This window comes from Coprococcus eutactus, assembly GCF_001404675.1.
Classification (GTDB): Bacteria; Bacillota; Clostridia; order Lachnospirales; family Lachnospiraceae; genus Coprococcus; species Coprococcus aceti.
The window spans coordinates 384,995-402,089 of record NZ_CYXU01000001.1; the positions used below are offsets into that span (position 1 = coordinate 384,995).

Sequence of the window (17,095 nt, forward strand, 5' to 3'; positions counted from 1 at the left end):
ATTTGCCAAAGTGAGTTTTTTGTAGTATCATACCAACTGTGTACCAGTAGCCAATCGGATACGGCAATGGCCTCCGGAGCCATGACGGGCGGTTCGACTCCGCCCTGGTACGCTTTTTTATACTCTGATATTTATTTCGTAAAAGGATGATATGCAGTGATGAAGAAGAAAAAGAATTTGGAAGCGGAAGAACAGAATATAGAAAATGAAGAGCCGGAGTTGGATGGGAAATCAGAGATCGGTGGAGATTCAGAGACAGATGATGACTTAGATGACGGTGAAGAGCCGGAGTCAGACGATGAATCGGATGACAGTGGAGACTCGGGATTAGATGATGACTTAGATGACAGTGAAGATTCGGAGCTGGCTGATAACTCAGAGCTCGGCGGAGCTTCAGAGGTTGAGGAGACCCCGGCGAGACAGAAAAGGCCGTATGAGGATTATGTCATAGAAGATCCTGAGGATATGGATGATGCACCGGATACCGGAGATATGTTCGATGATGAAGAGCTGTATGGCGATGACGATTATTTTGCCGAAGAGAAGGCAAAGACGCGGAAAGGCCGAAGAAGATCCAGACATGGTGGGATCTCTGGTGGTGTTCTTGCCTTGCTGTGGGCGGTATTTCTGATACTTGTCGGAGTCTATGTGTATGTATTTTTTATAAACGATAAGCTGTTCACAGAGAACATAACCGGAAGAGATAACACGGTGAGACTGGAGATACCAGACGGAGCAAATTACAGGCTGTGTACGATCGATGAGATAAATCAGCTAGTGAACAATTATCTTTTGGCGAGAACAAAGGCAGATCAGACGACACTTCAGAGACTGGTCACAGATCCGTCGGAATTTGACGACATGAAGAGCATTGAGATAGCAGCGGAGTATATAACGGCGTACAACAAGACCACCTGTTATATAGCCAACGGATATACCGCAGATTCGTATATCGTGTACGAATTATCCAATCTGATGATAAAGGATGTCAACTCGGAACCGCTCGATATAAGGTCGTTATATGTGACGAAACAGTCAGATGGAAGCTACAAGATCAACAATTCGGCTTTGTCTGACAAGGAGAGCTCGTATATCAACACCATCAACTCATCTGGTGATATACAGGCGATATATGAACATGTAAAAGAAAACAATGATTATCTGCTTAGAACGGATGAGACATTTAGAAAGTTCCAGAATATGTATAATTAAAGAAAACGCAGGCTTTATGCCTGCGTTTTCTGCTGAACAGCTATTTTGTTACATAGCCTCTGAAGAGTCTACAGTATCTGTGTCGATCAAAATCCCTCTGGTAGGAACCGGTGTGGAGAATACTATCTGTGTCTCTGTGCTGCCAAATCTCTGGAGCTGTCCGATAAATGAGTCGAGATCCATGGTATTAGGAAAGCAGACTTTCATGAGCATGGAGTGCGCGCCGGTCACACAGTTGCATTCCAGTACATTTGGACATGCTTCAACAAATGGATAGAAGGTTGGCTTCTGTTTTGGATCAAGAGCCATGTGTATAAATGCTGTGATGTGATATCCGAGAGCCTCATGGTTGATGCTTGCGTGATACCCGGTCAGTATTCCTGCTTTTTCAAGCCTCTCTATTCTTGCTGAAACTGCCGGCGAAGAAAGGAAGACTTTGCTGGCCAGATACTTGAGTGGCGTTCTGGCGTTGCCCTGTAAAAGATGAATGATTTTTCTGTCGATGTTATCCATAATATGCACTTCCTTTTCCTAAAATAAAAAAAGGTGCGTTTCCGAAGAAACACACCTTTGCGTTTGTTTAAATATACATTAATTGATAAAAAAAATCAAGGACTTTTACAAAATTAATTTAACTGAATCTTTGCTGTGGGTTATACATGGTGTGATGAATGGTTCACAAAATGAAAAATAAATGGTATGATGGTTCTGCATATTGGTTAGAATTTACTGGCCTTGGTCTGGCTGATACATGGTGTATGCTGACCAGAAATTAGAATGTGAGATATGTATTAACAATATAGGAAAATAATAACAGAGGAAAGATTATGGCGGATGGAATAAGACTTAACAAATATCTCAGTGAGGCGGGCGTGTGCTCAAGGCGCGCTGCGGATACACATATAGAGAATGGAAAGGTTACGATCAACGGAGAGACTGCAGTCATGGGTCAGAAGGTCATGCTCGGGGATGTGGTGACATTCATGGGCAGGAAGGTTCAGCAGAAGGATAGGACAGTGATCCTGGCATATAATAAGCCGATAGGACTTACCTGTACAGCGAGTAAGGCTGATCCAGACAATATATTTGATCACATAGATTATCCGATCAGACTTCAGTACGTGGGAAGGCTGGACAAGGACTCCCAGGGTCTGCTTCTTCTGACAAATGATGGTGACCTGTCAAATGCCATCCAGAAGTCGGTGAACAACCACGAGAAGGAATACAGAGTGCGGGTGAACCGTGAGATAACAGAGGACTTCATCAGGAAGATGTCGGATGGAGTGCCTATACTTGATACAGTGACAAAGAAATGTAAGGTGCGAAAGATAGATGACAGGTCATTCATGATAGTGCTGACACAGGGCCTCAACAGGCAGATCAGACGAATGTGTGATGCATTGGGCTACAGGGTAGTGAACCTGAAGAGAGTCAGGGTCTGCAACGTGAAGCTTGGCAATATGAGACCTGGAGAGTTAAGGGAGCTCAGCCGCGAGGAAGAGGCAGAGCTGAGACGGATAGTGGGGATGTAGTAGAGAGTGTATATAGGATTTTTTGTGGGGTGTGTATGGAAGAGATTAGTAGAAATACCAGTGAAAATATTAAAGAAAATAATGACATCAGTGGCAATAACGATAATGGTAAGATAGCCAGAATTAAAGAACTTGTAAAGCAGCTCAACGATGCTGCAAAGAAATATTATATGGAAGATACAGAGATCATGAGCAATCTGGAATATGATGCTCTGTACGATGAGCTGAGTGCCCTGGAGAAAGAGACCGGGATGGTCATGAGCAACAGCCCGACGGTCAAGGTAGGATATGAGGTCGTCAGTGAGCTGCCGAAGGAGGCTCACGAGCATCCAATGCTTTCTCTTGACAAGACAAAGGATGTAGGTGCTCTTGTGTCATGGCTTGGCGGTCAGAAAGGCGTAATATCCTGGAAGATGGACGGACTCACAGTTGTTCTCACATATGAGAACGGAGAGATGATAAAAGCGGTTACCCGTGGAAATGGTGAGATAGGCGAGGTCATCACGAACAATGCGAAGGTATTTGCAAATGTACCTCATCACATCCCGTACAAGGGCAAGCTGACGATCAGAGGCGAGGCGGTCATCAAATACTCGGATTTCAATGCGATAAATGAGAAGATAACGGATGCGGAATCTAAGTACAAGAACCCGCGAAATCTGTGCAGCGGCTCAGTGAGACAGCTCGATAACAAGATAACAAAAGAGAGAAATGTACATTTCTTCGCTTTTAATTTAGTGGACGGTGAGGATGTGGACTTCCACAATTCATTCAAATATCAGCTTGACTGGTTGGAGCAGCAGGGATTTACCGTGGTAGAACACTACCTGACAGACTCGGCGGCACTTCCTGATAAGGTGAGGGAATTTTCAGAGAAGATAACGGAGAATGACTTCCCATCGGATGGTCTGGTACTCATGCTGGATGATTTGGCATACGGAAGGAGCCTGGGAACCACAGCCAAGTTCCCGCGAAATGCCATGGCGTTCAAATGGGCGGATGAGGAGGCAATCACCCACCTCCGCTATGTGGAGTGGAGTCCATCAAGAACTGGACTCATCAACCCGGTTGCTGTATTTGAACCGGTGGAGCTCGAGGGAACAACAGTAAGCCGTGCCAGCATACACAACGTAAGCATACTTAAGTCATTGGCGCTTGGCGAAGGTGATGAGATTGCAGTGTACAAGGCGAATATGATCATTCCGCAGATTGCAAGGAATCTAACCATGAGCGGTAACGTGATCATACCGGCTGCGTGTCCTGCATGCGGAGGAGAGACTGAGATAGTGAGGGAGGAAGGCGGTGCAGTGTCAGGAGTTGAGACTCTGTACTGCACAAACCAGTTCTGCCCTGCGAAGAAACTTAAGTCATTTTCACACTATGTGTCCAGAAATGCGTTGAATATAGATGGACTCTCAGAGGCGACCATAGAGAAGTTCATAGATGAGAAGATCCTCGAGGAGCTTCCTGATCTGTATAAGCTTGCGGCTCACAGAGAACATATAGTTGAACTTGAGGGATTTGGCGAGAAGTCGTACAACAAGCTTGTGGCTGCGGTGGACGCATCCAGACAGACGAACATGTGGCGTCTTGTCAATGGTCTCGGCATTGCAAATGTCGGAGAGGCGACAGCCAAGCTCATGGCAAAGCATTTTGCAAATGATATGGATGCCATGAAGAAGGCAGATGTGTCAGCATACGTTGAGATAGACGGAATCGGTCAGGTTATAGCAGAGGATATAGTCAGATACTTTGAAAATGAGAAGAATTGTGCTATCATAGATAGGTTGATGGTTGAGCTTACGTTTGTGGATGAGGTTTTTGATACGGAGCAGGATCTGGCGGGCAAGGTGTTCGTCATAACCGGTTCGCTCACCCATTTTGACAACAGAAATCAGCTCAAGGAACTGATAGAGAGCAGAGGAGGTCAGGTTACAGGTTCTGTATCTGCCAAGACCTCATATCTTATAAATAACGATGTGAATTCTACATCATCCAAGAACAAGAAGGCAAAAAGCCTTGATGTGCCTATCATATCTGAGGAGGATTTCTTAGAATTGATTGGACAGTAGGAGTAACTGTAGTAAATGGAAAGGAATGAATAGAGATGCCGATAAGAATAGATGATGATCTGCCGGTTAAGAAAACATTGGAGGACGAGAACATATTTGTCATGGGAACAGGAAGGGCGCACAGCCAGGACATAAGACCCCTTGACATCCTGATACTCAACCTCATGCCGCTGAAGGAGGATACAGAGCTGCAGCTCATGCGAAGCCTGTCAAACACCCCACTTCAGGTGAACATCACGCTTCTTAGAACCATGTCCTACGAGTCCAAGAACGTGACAAAGGGACACCTTGACAGATTCTACGAGGATTTTGACAGCGTAAAGAACCGCAAATGGGACGGTTTCATCATAACCGGAGCACCTGTTGAAAAGATGGAATTTGAGAATGTTGACTACTGGGATGAACTCCGCGAGATCATGGACTGGTCCGAGACAAATGTCACATCGACCATGCACATTTGCTGGGGCGCCCAGGCGGGACTCTACTACAGATACGGTGTGCAGAAGTTCGACCTTCCGCAGAAACTGTCAGGCATATACGAACATCACACCTTCCACAAGAGAACACCGCTAGTCCGCGGTTTCGACGATGTATTTTACGTGCCACATTCAAGATACACGGGCGTATCCAAGGAGGATATTGTAAACAATGAGCACCTTGAGATCGTAGCCGAGTCAGATGTGGCTGGCCCGTACCTCATAATCGGTGACGGCGGCAAGAACATATTTGTCACAGGACATCCTGAGTACGACGTGCTGACCCTTGACCAGGAGTACCACAGAGACCTCGCCAAGGGACTTAATCCACAGATTCCGGTGAACTATTACCCAGACAACGATCCTGAAAAGAAACCAGTGAAGAAGTGGAGATGCCACGCGAATACTTTGTATGCGAATTGGCTCAATTATTACGTTTATCAGCTCACACCTTATAAGTGGGATTGATAAAGCCCTTCAGACCGCATAAAACCTGAGGTTTTAAGCCAAATGCGTTACATATCAATAAAATCATAAATGTATGTAAAATGATGTGATTTTCTGTAATTTTATGATTTGGTGACGATTAATTGGTGTTTTTTCAAAATGCAGATGGTGTTTTTTTAAACGGCGTTAGGCAGGGAAGATATTATATACAAAATTAAAACACAGCACTATGTAGATGAGTGGTAGTTATCTATGTAGTGCTGTGTTTTTCGTTGTAATTTCTTAATCTATAGTATTTAGAAAGGCGAGTAATGCCTCTCTTTGTACAGAGTTGAGTCTATATATTCTGGTTGACAGTGGATCATTGATTAGAACCTTATTATCATCATCAAAAAAATCCCTTAATGAAATGTCAAGAGCTTTGCACAATTGGAAAAGAACTTCTATTATCACCGCAAGCAATCCGTGCAGAAAGCCGGAGAAGCAATATTTTCTCGGCTGGTAAAGCAGCTTTCCGAAAAAGAGGGTGTAACGGAAGCCCTCAAAGCGGAAAATCAAATGCTGTGGGTGCAGAGGATGAACAACAGACGGCGGCTTTTCCTTTTCAGGCAGTATTCAATAAGTCATAAAGTTCCGTGAGTAATGGAAGAAGCCAGCGTTTGCGGAAATGTCACAATTTACGGAGGTAAAGTTTCAAATTCCACTTGCCTTTTTGCACTTGTTATGATATTATTAGTATGCGTACTAGGATGCTCAAAGAGAGGTGATATATTTGCGGAGAGACAGCAGTGAAACAAAGAGGAAAATACTGACCGTGTGCGTCCGTCTCTTTTTGGAGCAGGGGTATAAAAACACCTCTGTCAGTCAGATTGTGGATGAAGCAGGTGTTGCAAGAGGAAGCTATTTGAATTTGTTTCCTACCAAGGACAGAATTTTGCTGGAATTGACCGAAACGATGTTCGGCGGACAGTTCGGCGTGGCAAGAAGCATTGCAGACAGCAAGCTGCCGCCGGTTTACGCTTATGCGGTGGAAACGGCGATTCAACTGACACTGACCGAGTTGAACGAGAACCTGCGGGAAATCTACATCGAAGCCTACTCCCTGCCCGAAACATCGGAATATATTTACCTGCATACCACAGCAGAGCTGAAACAGATTTTTGGTGAAAAATTTCCCGATGATACCGAGAGCGACTTTTACGAGATGGAAATCGGCACGGCGGGACTGATGCGCAGCTATATGGCGAGAAAATGTGATATTCATTTTCCGTTGGAACGCAAGCTCAGCCGCTTTTTGACGGCGGCTATGCGGGTGTATCGGGTACCGGAGGCAGAGCAGGCAAAGGTGCTTGCCTTTATTCAATCACTGGATATCAAGGCAATCGCCACCGAGGTAATGTATAAGCTGTTCGCCATGTTGGAAATGAAATATGACTTTAAGCTGTCAAAGGACAGCAAAGGAGAGGAGACTATATGAATAAGAAAATTTTGAGCGTTGTGCTCATACTGTGCCTGATGCTGGCTGTTATGCCTATGACGGCATATGCGGCGGATATTGCGTTATGTACTAAATGCGGCCAGAGACAAACGGTAAGGGTGACTCGTCAATACGCAAATGATAAATGGCATCGATGCGATCTTACATGCACGGTGTGTGATAATACATGGGATTACTGGGAGTCACACATATGGAGCGGAACGGCGACTTGCACAAGCGGAAGGACATGCACGCTTTGCGGCGGATCTTCCGAACCGCTTGGGCACGACTGGGGCGCTTGGACGCAGAACAGCGATGAAAAGACCCACACTCGAATCTGTAAGCGTGACACCAGCCATACGGAAACCGAGAATTGCCACGGCGGCACGGCGACCTGCATCGCCAAGGCTGTCTGCACGGTCTGCGGCGGCGAATACGGCGAGATGGCGGCACACAGCTTCACTGCCGAAAAAGCAGAGGCGCAGTATTTGAAGTCTGCTGCAACCTGTACCAAAAAGGCGGTCTACTACAAGTCCTGCGCAGTCTGCGGTCTGAGCTCAGAGGGCACGGCGGATGAGGCGACCTTCTTCTCCGGCAATGCGCTGGATCACGACTGGGGCGCTTGGACGCAGAACAGCGATGAAGAGACCCACACCCGAATCTGTAAGCGTGACACCAGCCATACGGAAACCGAGAATTGCCATGGCGGCACGGCGACCTGCACTGCCAAGGCTGTCTGCACGGTCTGCGGCGGCGAATACGGCGAGATGGCGGCACACAGCTTCACTGCCGAAAAAGCAGAGGCGCAGTATTTGAAGTCTGCTGCAACCTGTACCGAAAAGGCAATCTATTACAAGTCCTGCGCAGTCTGCGGTCTGAGCTCCGAGGGTACGGCGGATGAGGCGACCTTCTTCTCCGGCAATGCGCTGGACCACAACTGGGGCGCTTGGACGTCCAACGAAGACGGCGCCCATACCCGCACCTGCACCGTTGACGGATGCTCTGCAGGCACGCAAACGGAGAATTGCATCGATGCAAACAAAGACCACAAATGTGATATCTGCGATTATATAATCAGCGAGTGTGCAGACGATAACAAAGACCACAAGTGTGATTATTGCGGCAAGAAGCTGACTGAGCACACCGGCGGGAAAGCGACCTGCAAGGACAAGGCAAAGTGCGAAGTCTGCGGTGCGGAATACGGTGAGCTTGATGCGAAGAACCACACCAACTTAAAGCACTTCCAGGCAACTGCGGCGACCAAGACCACCGAGGGCAATATCGAGTACTGGTACTGCGAAGGCTGTGGTAAATATTACAGCGACAAGGACGGTACAAAGGAAATCAAAAAAGCCGACACCGTAACGGCGAAGCTGAAGGACGATTCCAAATCTCCGCAGACCGGCGATACAAGCAACCTTGCTTTGTGGATTGCCTTGCTGTTTGTCAGCGGCGGTGCAGCCATTGGCACAACGGTTGTCAGCAGAAAGAAAATGTACAACAGATAATTGAATAGCGTTCCCTTGCTCCATCTTCCGAGCAAGACAAAAGCGTCGTAGCGATACGGCGCTTTTTTGTTACCCGGAAGCGACAAACAGCGGCTTTTGAATGGTTGGCGGTAAAGGATACCGCCGCTAAAACAAAGCCGCTCATATCGAAAGAAAACGCCCAAAATCGCCCAGAAAAATGACAGTTCGGAGAGGTTTTGGGCATTTCTGCGTTTCGGGAGCAAATCGGCAGTGAAAAGGAGGTGCTCGCTATGCCCCGTATGCCGAAATACCTCAAGGAAGAATTGGCGTTCTTTCTTGATGAGCGTGGCAGGAAGAAATACAACGAGCTTTGCAGGAAATGCGAAAGGAGCTGCAAGCAGCGTTTCATACTATCAAAGACAGTATTTCAATGCGTCCTCTGTCGTGGAACGATTGCAGGAACGGTATGACCGGCTCAAAGAAAAATGCCAGCCGTTTTTGCAGGCACTGGAACACTTTCCAAAGCTGGTGGAGGTCTTTGTGAAGAAGGTCAAGGAGCTTTTCAGTATCAAGGAAGCGTAGGAGCGCAAGGAACGGGAGGACAGAGCAGCCGCCCGAAAAGAACAATCCAAACATCGTCGGGGCAGAAATGATTGGGAACGGCAATGCCGCCAAGCTGGACATTCAAGAGTAGCATCCGAACCACGAGCGCTGCGGGAAGGGTATCACGCTCACGGAGGACGAGGGCAGAAATCTTTACGCAGCACTCAAGGCAATCTATGAAAAGGAATAATCCTTTTTCGGCTGGTAACGGGGCGTTCGGAAACGGACGCCCCTATTTTTACGGAGGGAGGTGATGACCGTGGAGGATATGAAAACCGGCTTTGTAGAGAGAATCGGCGGCACCATTTTCGTTGTCAACGCAATGCCCGCAGAGAACGCAAAGCATACGCAGGAGGAGCTTGTAAAGGCTCTGATTGCAAGAGAAGCAATGGCTTTGCAGGAAGCAGATGTTGCCTGATTGCCAACACGACACCTAAAGGTGCCACCCCATCTGATCCGTTCTGGGAGAAAGCAGGGTAAGCCGTCAAAACTGGATACAAGAATGAAGTTTTTACAGGAGAACAATCCTCTTGGAGCTAATCATCCGGCGGTAAAGCAGTATAACAAATGTATGAGAGGTGCCGGAGATACCGTTCGTTCTATTATTATCAGTGCAAATTCCAGACTGGCATTTCTTGAAAATAAACAGGTACTCAGGCTGCTTTCAAAGGATGATCTTAATCTGCCTGAAATAGGGATAGGAGTAAATGGGGATGGTGAAACAAAGACAGCTCTGTTCTGTGTAATTCCAGATAGTGATAAATCATATAACTTCATTATCGGAATGTTATATACACAGATATTCCAGGAGTTATATTATCAGGCAGATTTCAATTGCGGTGGCAGATTACCGATTCATGTGACATTCATGCTTGATGAATTTGCAAATGTTGCATTGCCGGATGATTATATCCTTGACGAGATTGCCAAGTTTGTTGCTGTGCCACATAATTCCTGTCGGAGCTTTTCGGGGACAGCCGCTGTACGCCCAAGTCTTAATATCTGCAGGAGAGCCGACGATATATGTTTCCGTATCTTCCGTAAAGTCAACAATTATGCCAACCGAAGCAATATCCGCGCAATGTTCAAAAAAATTCATCATAAAAGTTTATTCCTTACCATATAAAGTTGTTTTTCAAATTATCATTCTTGGAAATTTTCCTGTACTCACTCGGTGTGATCCCTGTTCTTTTTTTGAATATCTTCATAAAGCATATCTCATTTCCGTATCCGCAGAGGTCGGATATTTCCTTAACGGTCATATCGGTGGTCGAAAGATAATATTGTCCTGTCTTGATCTTTGCGGATAAAATATCTTCATAGCAGCTTATCCCGAATTTCCGTTTGTATATTGCCTGAAGATATGACGGACTCAGATTCATTTTTTCAGCAAGCTGATATATATTGCTGTAGCTCCCTGCATTGCTGTAAATATCGGTGCGGAGCATTTCAAGAGCGGAAATGCGGCTTTTATCGCTGTCAGGATTTATGCTGCTTTCGGATATTTTCATAAGTATCATCTGCATAAGCATATTTTCGTACTGTTTCCTGTTGGTCGAACCGGCTACATTTTCACGGCATAATATCGTAAGCAACTCTTCAATTGCAGGAATATCCGCCGAGGTGATAAGCGTGTCAGTTTTTATCCCATTCATAAGCTCGGTATCGTCCGTATCAAAATGGACAAAGTGATTAACATAACTTCCGCACAGAGTTTTGTAATGCTGCATTGTTCCCTTGCTGTATAAAATGAGACTGTCGGGAGAAACGGTTATTTCTTCACCGTTTTGTATCAGAACAGCGGAGGTCTTGAAGATAACAAGAAGATTATCTCCCGAACCATCCGGTCTGCATATTTCAAAATTCCCTTTGTGTCTTACGTTCTGACAGACTGTGTTTATACTTATCATATCATCACCTCAAAGTACGAACGGTTAGTATAATAATATTATAAGTCATTGCAATACCAAAGTCAATGACTTATATATGATAATATAATAATTCAGTATGCGGCGGAGGTATAATATGAAAAAAATATCAATAGTAATAAATGCAGACGACAGGCTCGGACATATCTCTCCCGAGATATACGGACATTTTTCCGAGCATCTCGGAAGATGTATCTACAACGGTATATATGTGGGTGAAAATTCACCTATTCCGAATACAGACGGAATAAGGAATGATATCATCGAGGCGTTCAGAAATATAAAAGCTCCAGTTTTCCGCTGGCCCGGCGGCTGCTTTGCGGAAGAATATCACTGGCAGGACGGTATCGGTGAAAAAGCCTTGCGCCGAAAGATCGTGAACACGAACTGGGGCGGAGTTACGGAGGATAATTCTTTCGGTACACACGAATTTATGCGCTTCTGTGAGCTTGTTGGCTGCAAGCCTTATATAAACGTCAATGTTGGCAGCGGCAGTGTTCGTGAAATGTCCGAATGGATAGAATATATGACCTCAGATGCGGAATCGCCTCTCACAGAGCAGAGAAAGAAGAACGGCAGAGCCGAGCCGTGGAAACTCGAATACCTCGGTGTCGGCAATGAAAACTGGGGCTGCGGAGGAAATATGCGTCCCGAATATTACGCCGACGTTTATAAAAGGTATCAGACGTTTTGCCACAATTATTCGGGAAACAGACTTTACAGAATAGCCTGCGGTCCAAGCTCTGCCGACTATAACTGGACAGAAGTCATGATGAAAAATCTTGACAGCAATAATGTTGATGCTATCGACCTGCATTATTATACGATGCCCGTATGGCCCGAAATGGAATCAGCCACCGATTTTGACGATGAGCTTTATTATAAAACTATCGCTGCAGCGAACTTTTCCGATGAGCTTATCACAAGACATTCGGAGATAATGAATCGCTATGATCCCGAAAAGAAAATAGGACTTGTAATAGGCGAGTGGGGCTGTTGGCATAAGGTAGAAGAGGGTACGAACCCGGGATTTTTATATCAGCAGAATACTATGCGTGATGCTATCGTTGCTGCAATAGAGCTGAATGTTTTTAACAGACACAGCGACCGTGTTGTAATGGCAAACCTTGCACAGGCGGTGAATGTTCTCCAATCGGTCATTCTTACAGAGGACGATAAGATGATAAAAACGCCTACATATCACGTTTTCGACCTTTTTAAAACACACCAAAACAACGAGGCAGTTTACTGCTATACGCAGAACGAAAATATGTCGGAAGGCAAAAATGCTCCGATGATCTCGGTTTCCGCATCGGTGAACGAAAAGAGTATGACCGTTACCGCCGCAAACTGTTCGCTTACGGAAGAGGCTGCTGTTGAATGTAGCATTTTCGGATTTAAAGCATCATCGGTTTCGTGCAGGATACTTACAAACGAGGCGCACAGCTATAACGACTTCGACTGTCCCGACAGGGTGAGCATTACCGAGCATACGGCAGTCATCAAGGATAATGTTTTAAAGCTGAATATTCCGCCTTGTGCTGTTGTGGAATGTGTTGTTGACTAAATATTGGGGCATATTCACAGTGCATTTCGTCTTTATAATAAAAATATAAGCATAAGAGCTGCGTTTCATTAAAGAAGCGCAGCTCTTTATGTGAGAATGTATAAAAAACACATCTCCCCAACACCACTAGATGAAGAGATGTGCCTACACCCCCAAATACGGTCTCATACCATCCAGAAATGCTTCTGTCAGGAAAGCAGACACCTTGTCGCTGCTTTCCTGACAGTTATCCACCGCAAACTTGTGCAGGATACCAACCACGCCGCCTATTGCGTATGCTACGGCGTATGAGTATTTCTCCTGGGCCAGGCCTGTCTTGCTGGATTTTTCCAGAATTAATCGCACGTATCTATGGAACATTGTCAGTGCCTTTTCCACGAAATCATAAGCCTCAGGTGTGGCAAGGATGATCATGAGAAATTTATTTGCTTTCATGTATTCGCATAGAGACCTGAAGAACTGGTGGCAGATCTCAAGATTGCCTTCTGGTTTGAAGCTATTCATGATCTGAAATATTTCATCGACGATGCGGTCTTCCATGGCATTGATGAAAGCAGGCATGTCTTCGTAGTGGTTGTAAAATGTGCTTCTGGTCACACCTGTGAGTTTGGTTATCTCGGACACGCTTATTTTGTTCAGAGTCTTTTGACCTGCAAGTATCTTGAATGCATCTAGAAGGTCACTTTCAGTTCTATCATATCGGGAATCGGTTGAGTTGATCATGGCTGTCTCCTTTATCTGCTGCCTGGCTTGGTGCTGCAGTTTTGTCATTATCTAATACAGCAATGTTACAACAATAATGCGTGTGAGTCTATTGTTATACGAGATTTCTTTTGATCTTTTTAGTCGAACTTTTTTCAAATGGCTCTTTTCTTATATCCAGTGCCGAGATCCTTTTGTATGTTGGCTGGTTTTTGTTGAAGGTATCAATAATTTTTTGCAATTTTTCAGAAGTCCTGGCTACATCCATATGTTTCTTATCTACAAAATCCTGATCTGGATATATGTGAGCAGTGAGATGGTTGCCGTCGCCGGTAATGACTATTTCTGAAATAAGGGGCTCTACAGAAAGCTTTCCTTCCAGTTCCTCAGGGGATATGTTTTCACCATTTGCCAGAATGATTAGGTTCTTTTTCCTTCCGGTTATATACATGAAACCATCGGAGTCGAGATAACCAAGATCTCCGGTGCAGAGCCAGCCGTCTTGAAAAGCTTCTGCGGTCTCGTCTGGCATGTCGTAGTATCCGGACATGACGCTTGTGCCTTTTACCTGAATTTCCTCATCGACAAAACGAACAGCACAGTTGTCCAGGAGTTTGCCAACGGATCCGGGTCTGTTGTATCTGTGATTGTTGGAGCAAATTACAGGGGAGCATTCAGTCATGCCGTATCCCTGGAGTATGTCTATTCCGTATTTTTTGAATTCGGTAACATACATAGGATCCAGATATGCCCCTCCGCAGAATATATATTCCAGTTTACCGCCAAATGCTTCCTTTGCAACCAGCTTTTTAGGAAGGAGAGGGTTGACGTCTTTGAGTTTTTTGTAGATGGTTTCTACCATGAGAGGAACCATCAGCATGCCAACGGGCTGAAACCGTTTCATGTTTTTCAGCATGTGGAGCAACGAGTCATTGATGCAGATAGTGGCGCCCAGTGAAATGCCCTTCATCCATTCCATTGTCAGGCAGAAGGCGTGATGTATAGGAAGAACGCTCAGAATAGTTACACCAGGTTCCAGATTTACATATACATTTTCAACATTTTGTGCGAGATTGAATTGAGACAGCATGACGCCCTTGCTTTTACCTGTTGTTCCAGAGGTATACATAAGCGTACACATTTTATCCTTATCCTGATCGGCAAATGCAAAGTCAGCCGGTATGGTAATTTCGCTGCGGAGCTGTTCAAATGACAAAATTGCTAATTGTGGATTTGAATCTGCACCCTCCAGATGCTCTATATCGACTTTCTTTTCCATGGTGAATACAATATTCATTTCGGGACAATCGTCTGTCAGTTCTGTTATCACATCCTTTCTGGATGCTCCGCAGAATAATGCAATTGATCCTGACCGATTCAGAAGTTCATGTAATTCTGAAACTGACAGGTTTGCATCCAGCGGTACAGCAGTATTTCCCGTGAAAAGTATAGCCATGTAGGCGCAGATCCATTCATAAGAGCTGCTTCCCACCAGTGCAATATGTGTTCCGCAGAGTCCTTTATTCCGCAAAATGATAGCAGTTTTGCGAATGTCATCCCACAGATCTCCGTAGCTCTTTTCGACAATCTCTCTGTGAGACAGATATTTAACAGCTATTACATCTCTATGTATCCGACAGCTTTTTTCAACAATTTCCAGAATATTTTCTTCCATATATCATATCTCCATTTCTTTTATGTGAGGCAAAATGGGACATACTCCGTCGTCCCAGATTTTTAATGTTAAACCGATGCAGAAGAGCTTGTCAGGTTGTCAAGGTACTTGATGGCGTCTTCTATAGTGTGAATATTGATGATCTCATCTTCATCGATTTCCACGTCAAATGTATCTTCAAGGTCGCCGAGGAAAGTCATGAAATCAAGGGAGCTAAAGCCCAAATCTTCTATGAATCGCATATCATTAGTGATCTCATCAGCTGGTGTATTGCAGTATTCGGCAACAATGTTTAAAAATGTTATATTGTTATTCATATTAAAAATCTCCTTATTGAATTAATTAAATGGGGTCAGGCACCTCCGCCCCCAAAAAATAGTTAGATGCATTCGATGATTTCGCCCACGGTCATTTCTGGTTCGGCAATGCCTTTGAAGATTATCTTCATAAGGTAGTAGTAGAACAGTTCAATGTCCTGTTCGGAGAGACTTGCGGTCTGGTATCTGAAATAGAAATTCAAACCCAGATCATTTGCACTGTGCATGACGGTGAGATAGATCTTTTGTTTTGATGTACCATTTGGAATCCACATGCTCCTTACGGAAATGTTTTCGAGATGCGGATTTTTAAGCCTGATAGGAAGAGGCTGGTAAGTAAGCCCCACGCTCTCATAAGTAGTGTGTGGAGGAGTGTGGAACATTTCTTTCATCTGGTCAGACAAAAGTTCCGGGTCATAATTGCAGTGTCGGTATACATGATTCTGAACATCCTGAATCATGAAAACTGCATCCAGAAACTCTGTGTCCGGATCAATGATGGTTCTGCAAGGGTATGCCATTGCGCGAGAGCCACCTGATACCCACTCAGCATGGGTGGAACGTCTTGAAACATAATTCCTTATGGAGATGTCAGTCTGTCCGCCATTTGCCTTGGAGAGATAAGTTCGTATTCCCATGAGAATGAGGTTGGTCATGGATATGTGATTGTTCATACAAAAATCCAGGAGATTCTGGGTTGGCTCAGCATCCAGATGATAGTTCTTTGTAGCGACAGACAGGTTGTTAATCTCCTGATCTGCAGCGCGGAGTGACTTGTCATTGTGAAGGCGCCTGCTTTCCTGAAGTATCCGTTGTCCCTGTATATCGGAGTAAATAGGTTCTCCATTTTCCTCCAGCACATTTTGCCAGTACATGCGGTCTTTTGAGACACGTTTTTCGTCTGTGCTTTTTTTTAGATCACGTTCGACCATGTCAGTGAAACTTGCCATGTCCTCGGGATAAGGCGTGCCAAATTTGTAATGACAGTACAGTTCCATGATGTCATTCACCATGACGATAGCTCCACATGAATCCATGAGTCTGTGATCGATTTTGATGTACAGCCCATTGTAGCCACCCGGAAGCGAGATCATTTTTATCACATTCATTGGAATATTGTCCCCGTCAAATGGAATTCTGGACCATTCTTCCATGCGGTGATAAGCGTCATCACCGGAAAGCCATGAAAGGTTTTCGTAATCAATATCTCTGTCATCGTGAGAAACAACATATTGCCGTACCTCTCCATTTGGGTCAACTTTTGTAAAACGGATTCGCAGGCATTCGTATCTCTCGTATTCCAGTTGTATGCATTTTTTCAGCAAACCAAAATCAAGCGGCGCCTGCAGAGTCATACAAATGCTTATATTTGCGACTTGCTGAGTGCCAAATTCAATAATTGGTTTGAAATGTATCTTTTGTGAAGGTGTTAATGGATAATATTTTCTTGGCATAATTTACTCCTCCTGATGTTCTGATACGCTGTGGGAAAAGTTATCACAAGAAAAATAAGGATTCAATATGCCGGATCCGCTAATGGACACTTTAGATGAAATTGACCGGAAATCGGGGAAATCGGGGACGTTCCTTCTGTCACCAAGAGTGTCCCCCTGTAACG

The 17,095-nt window shown here is 44.9% G+C and carries 17 protein-coding genes, 1 tRNA gene and 1 pseudogene; 13 read left to right on the forward strand and 6 right to left on the reverse strand.

All coding sequences use genetic code 11. The features are described from left to right. The first annotated feature begins 40 nt into the window (after positions 1–40). Positions 41–112 (forward strand) — tRNA-Arg (locus ARA78_RS01665). Positions 113–159: 47 nt separating this feature from the next. After that, on the forward strand, positions 160–1,212 hold the full coding sequence (locus ARA78_RS01670; protein WP_055279887.1) for a hypothetical protein: 1,053 nt from the start codon (positions 160–162) through the stop codon (positions 1,210–1,212). Between the two features lie 48 nt (positions 1,213–1,260). Here the strand turns inward: ARA78_RS01670 and ARA78_RS01675 are convergent, their stop codons facing one another. Next, positions 1,261–1,725, reverse strand: a complete 465-nt coding sequence (locus ARA78_RS01675; protein WP_055144111.1) for an Lrp/AsnC family transcriptional regulator — start codon at positions 1,723–1,725, stop codon at positions 1,261–1,263. 314 nt (positions 1,726–2,039) lie between these two features. Here ARA78_RS01675 and ARA78_RS01680 point away from each other — a divergent pair, with 314 nt between their 5' ends. From ARA78_RS01680 to ARA78_RS01715, 10 genes and pseudogenes are all read left to right on the forward strand, one after another. Then, positions 2,040–2,744, forward strand: coding sequence for a pseudouridine synthase (locus ARA78_RS01680; protein ID WP_055279888.1), 705 nt, complete (start codon positions 2,040–2,042; stop codon positions 2,742–2,744). A 35-nt stretch (positions 2,745–2,779) separates the two neighbouring features. Beyond that, a complete protein-coding gene (gene ligA, locus ARA78_RS01685; protein ID WP_055279889.1) occupies positions 2,780–4,816 on the forward strand; it encodes an NAD-dependent DNA ligase LigA in 2,037 nt (678 codons plus the stop codon). A 35-nt stretch (positions 4,817–4,851) separates the two neighbouring features. Continuing rightward, positions 4,852–5,760 (forward strand): homoserine O-acetyltransferase MetA, encoded by a 909-nt coding sequence (gene metA, locus ARA78_RS01690; RefSeq protein WP_022216104.1) that lies wholly within the window; start codon positions 4,852–4,854, stop codon positions 5,758–5,760. Between the two features lie 444 nt (positions 5,761–6,204). Then, the gene (locus tag ARA78_RS01695; RefSeq protein WP_242849656.1) at positions 6,205–6,378 is read left to right on the forward strand and encodes a TnpV protein; all 174 of its coding nucleotides are present in this window, start codon (positions 6,205–6,207) and stop codon (positions 6,376–6,378) included. A gap of 175 nt (positions 6,379–6,553) precedes the next feature. Further along, positions 6,554–7,216 carry a TetR/AcrR family transcriptional regulator gene (locus ARA78_RS01700; protein WP_242849657.1) on the forward strand — a complete coding sequence of 221 codons (663 nt, stop codon included), beginning with the start codon at positions 6,554–6,556 and terminating at the stop codon, positions 7,214–7,216. Next, positions 7,213–8,724, forward strand: coding sequence for a hypothetical protein (locus ARA78_RS01705; protein ID WP_055144119.1), 1,512 nt, complete (start codon positions 7,213–7,215; stop codon positions 8,722–8,724). Before ARA78_RS01700 ends, ARA78_RS01705 begins: the two co-directional genes overlap by 4 nt. Positions 8,725–8,975: 251 nt before the next feature. After that, positions 8,976–9,155: a hypothetical protein gene (locus ARA78_RS14625; protein ID WP_071849446.1), complete on the forward strand. Its 180-nt coding sequence runs from the start codon at positions 8,976–8,978 to the stop codon at positions 9,153–9,155. Beyond that, positions 9,130–9,267, forward strand: a complete 138-nt coding sequence (locus ARA78_RS14630; protein WP_420314938.1) for a hypothetical protein — start codon at positions 9,130–9,132, stop codon at positions 9,265–9,267. The genes ARA78_RS14625 and ARA78_RS14630 overlap by 26 nt, the downstream gene beginning before the upstream one ends. Positions 9,268–9,547: 280 nt before the next feature. Then, positions 9,548–9,706 carry a hypothetical protein gene (locus ARA78_RS13995; RefSeq protein WP_167530871.1) on the forward strand — a complete coding sequence of 53 codons (159 nt, stop codon included), beginning with the start codon at positions 9,548–9,550 and terminating at the stop codon, positions 9,704–9,706. Further along, positions 9,703–10,198 (forward strand): annotated as a pseudogene (locus ARA78_RS01715) (type IV secretory system conjugative DNA transfer family protein); the annotation flags it as partial. The gene ARA78_RS13995 and the pseudogene ARA78_RS01715, both read left to right, overlap by 4 nt. 205 nt (positions 10,199–10,403) lie before the next feature. On the opposite strand, the gene ARA78_RS01720 reads toward ARA78_RS01715, so the two are convergent. Next, entirely contained in the window at positions 10,404–11,198 is a 795-nt protein-coding gene (locus ARA78_RS01720; RefSeq protein ID WP_015533505.1) for a helix-turn-helix domain-containing protein, read from the reverse strand. A gap of 115 nt (positions 11,199–11,313) precedes the next feature. On the opposite strand from ARA78_RS01720, the gene ARA78_RS01725 reads away from it, so the two are divergent. After that, positions 11,314–12,783: an alpha-N-arabinofuranosidase gene (locus ARA78_RS01725; protein ID WP_004853264.1), complete on the forward strand. Its 1,470-nt coding sequence runs from the start codon at positions 11,314–11,316 to the stop codon at positions 12,781–12,783. Positions 12,784–12,927: 144 nt separating this feature from the next. Here the strand turns inward: ARA78_RS01725 and ARA78_RS01730 are convergent, their stop codons facing one another. The 4 genes from ARA78_RS01730 to ARA78_RS01745 all read right to left on the reverse strand — a co-directional run bounded on the left by ARA78_RS01730 (position 12,928) and on the right by ARA78_RS01745 (position 16,931). After that, positions 12,928–13,554 carry a TetR/AcrR family transcriptional regulator gene (locus ARA78_RS01730; RefSeq protein ID WP_055279891.1) on the reverse strand — a complete coding sequence of 209 codons (627 nt, stop codon included), beginning with the start codon at positions 13,552–13,554 and terminating at the stop codon, positions 12,928–12,930. A 46-nt stretch (positions 13,555–13,600) separates the two neighbouring features. Beyond that, a complete protein-coding gene (locus ARA78_RS01735; RefSeq protein ID WP_055279892.1) occupies positions 13,601–15,160 on the reverse strand; it encodes an AMP-binding protein in 1,560 nt (519 codons plus the stop codon). 68 nt (positions 15,161–15,228) lie between these two features. After that, the gene (locus ARA78_RS01740; protein WP_055222831.1) at positions 15,229–15,477 is read right to left on the reverse strand and encodes an acyl carrier protein; all 249 of its coding nucleotides are present in this window, start codon (positions 15,475–15,477) and stop codon (positions 15,229–15,231) included. A 62-nt stretch (positions 15,478–15,539) separates the two neighbouring features. Then, positions 15,540–16,931 (reverse strand): condensation domain-containing protein, encoded by a 1,392-nt coding sequence (locus ARA78_RS01745; RefSeq protein ID WP_055279893.1) that lies wholly within the window; start codon positions 16,929–16,931, stop codon positions 15,540–15,542. Positions 16,932–17,095 lie beyond the last annotated feature (164 nt).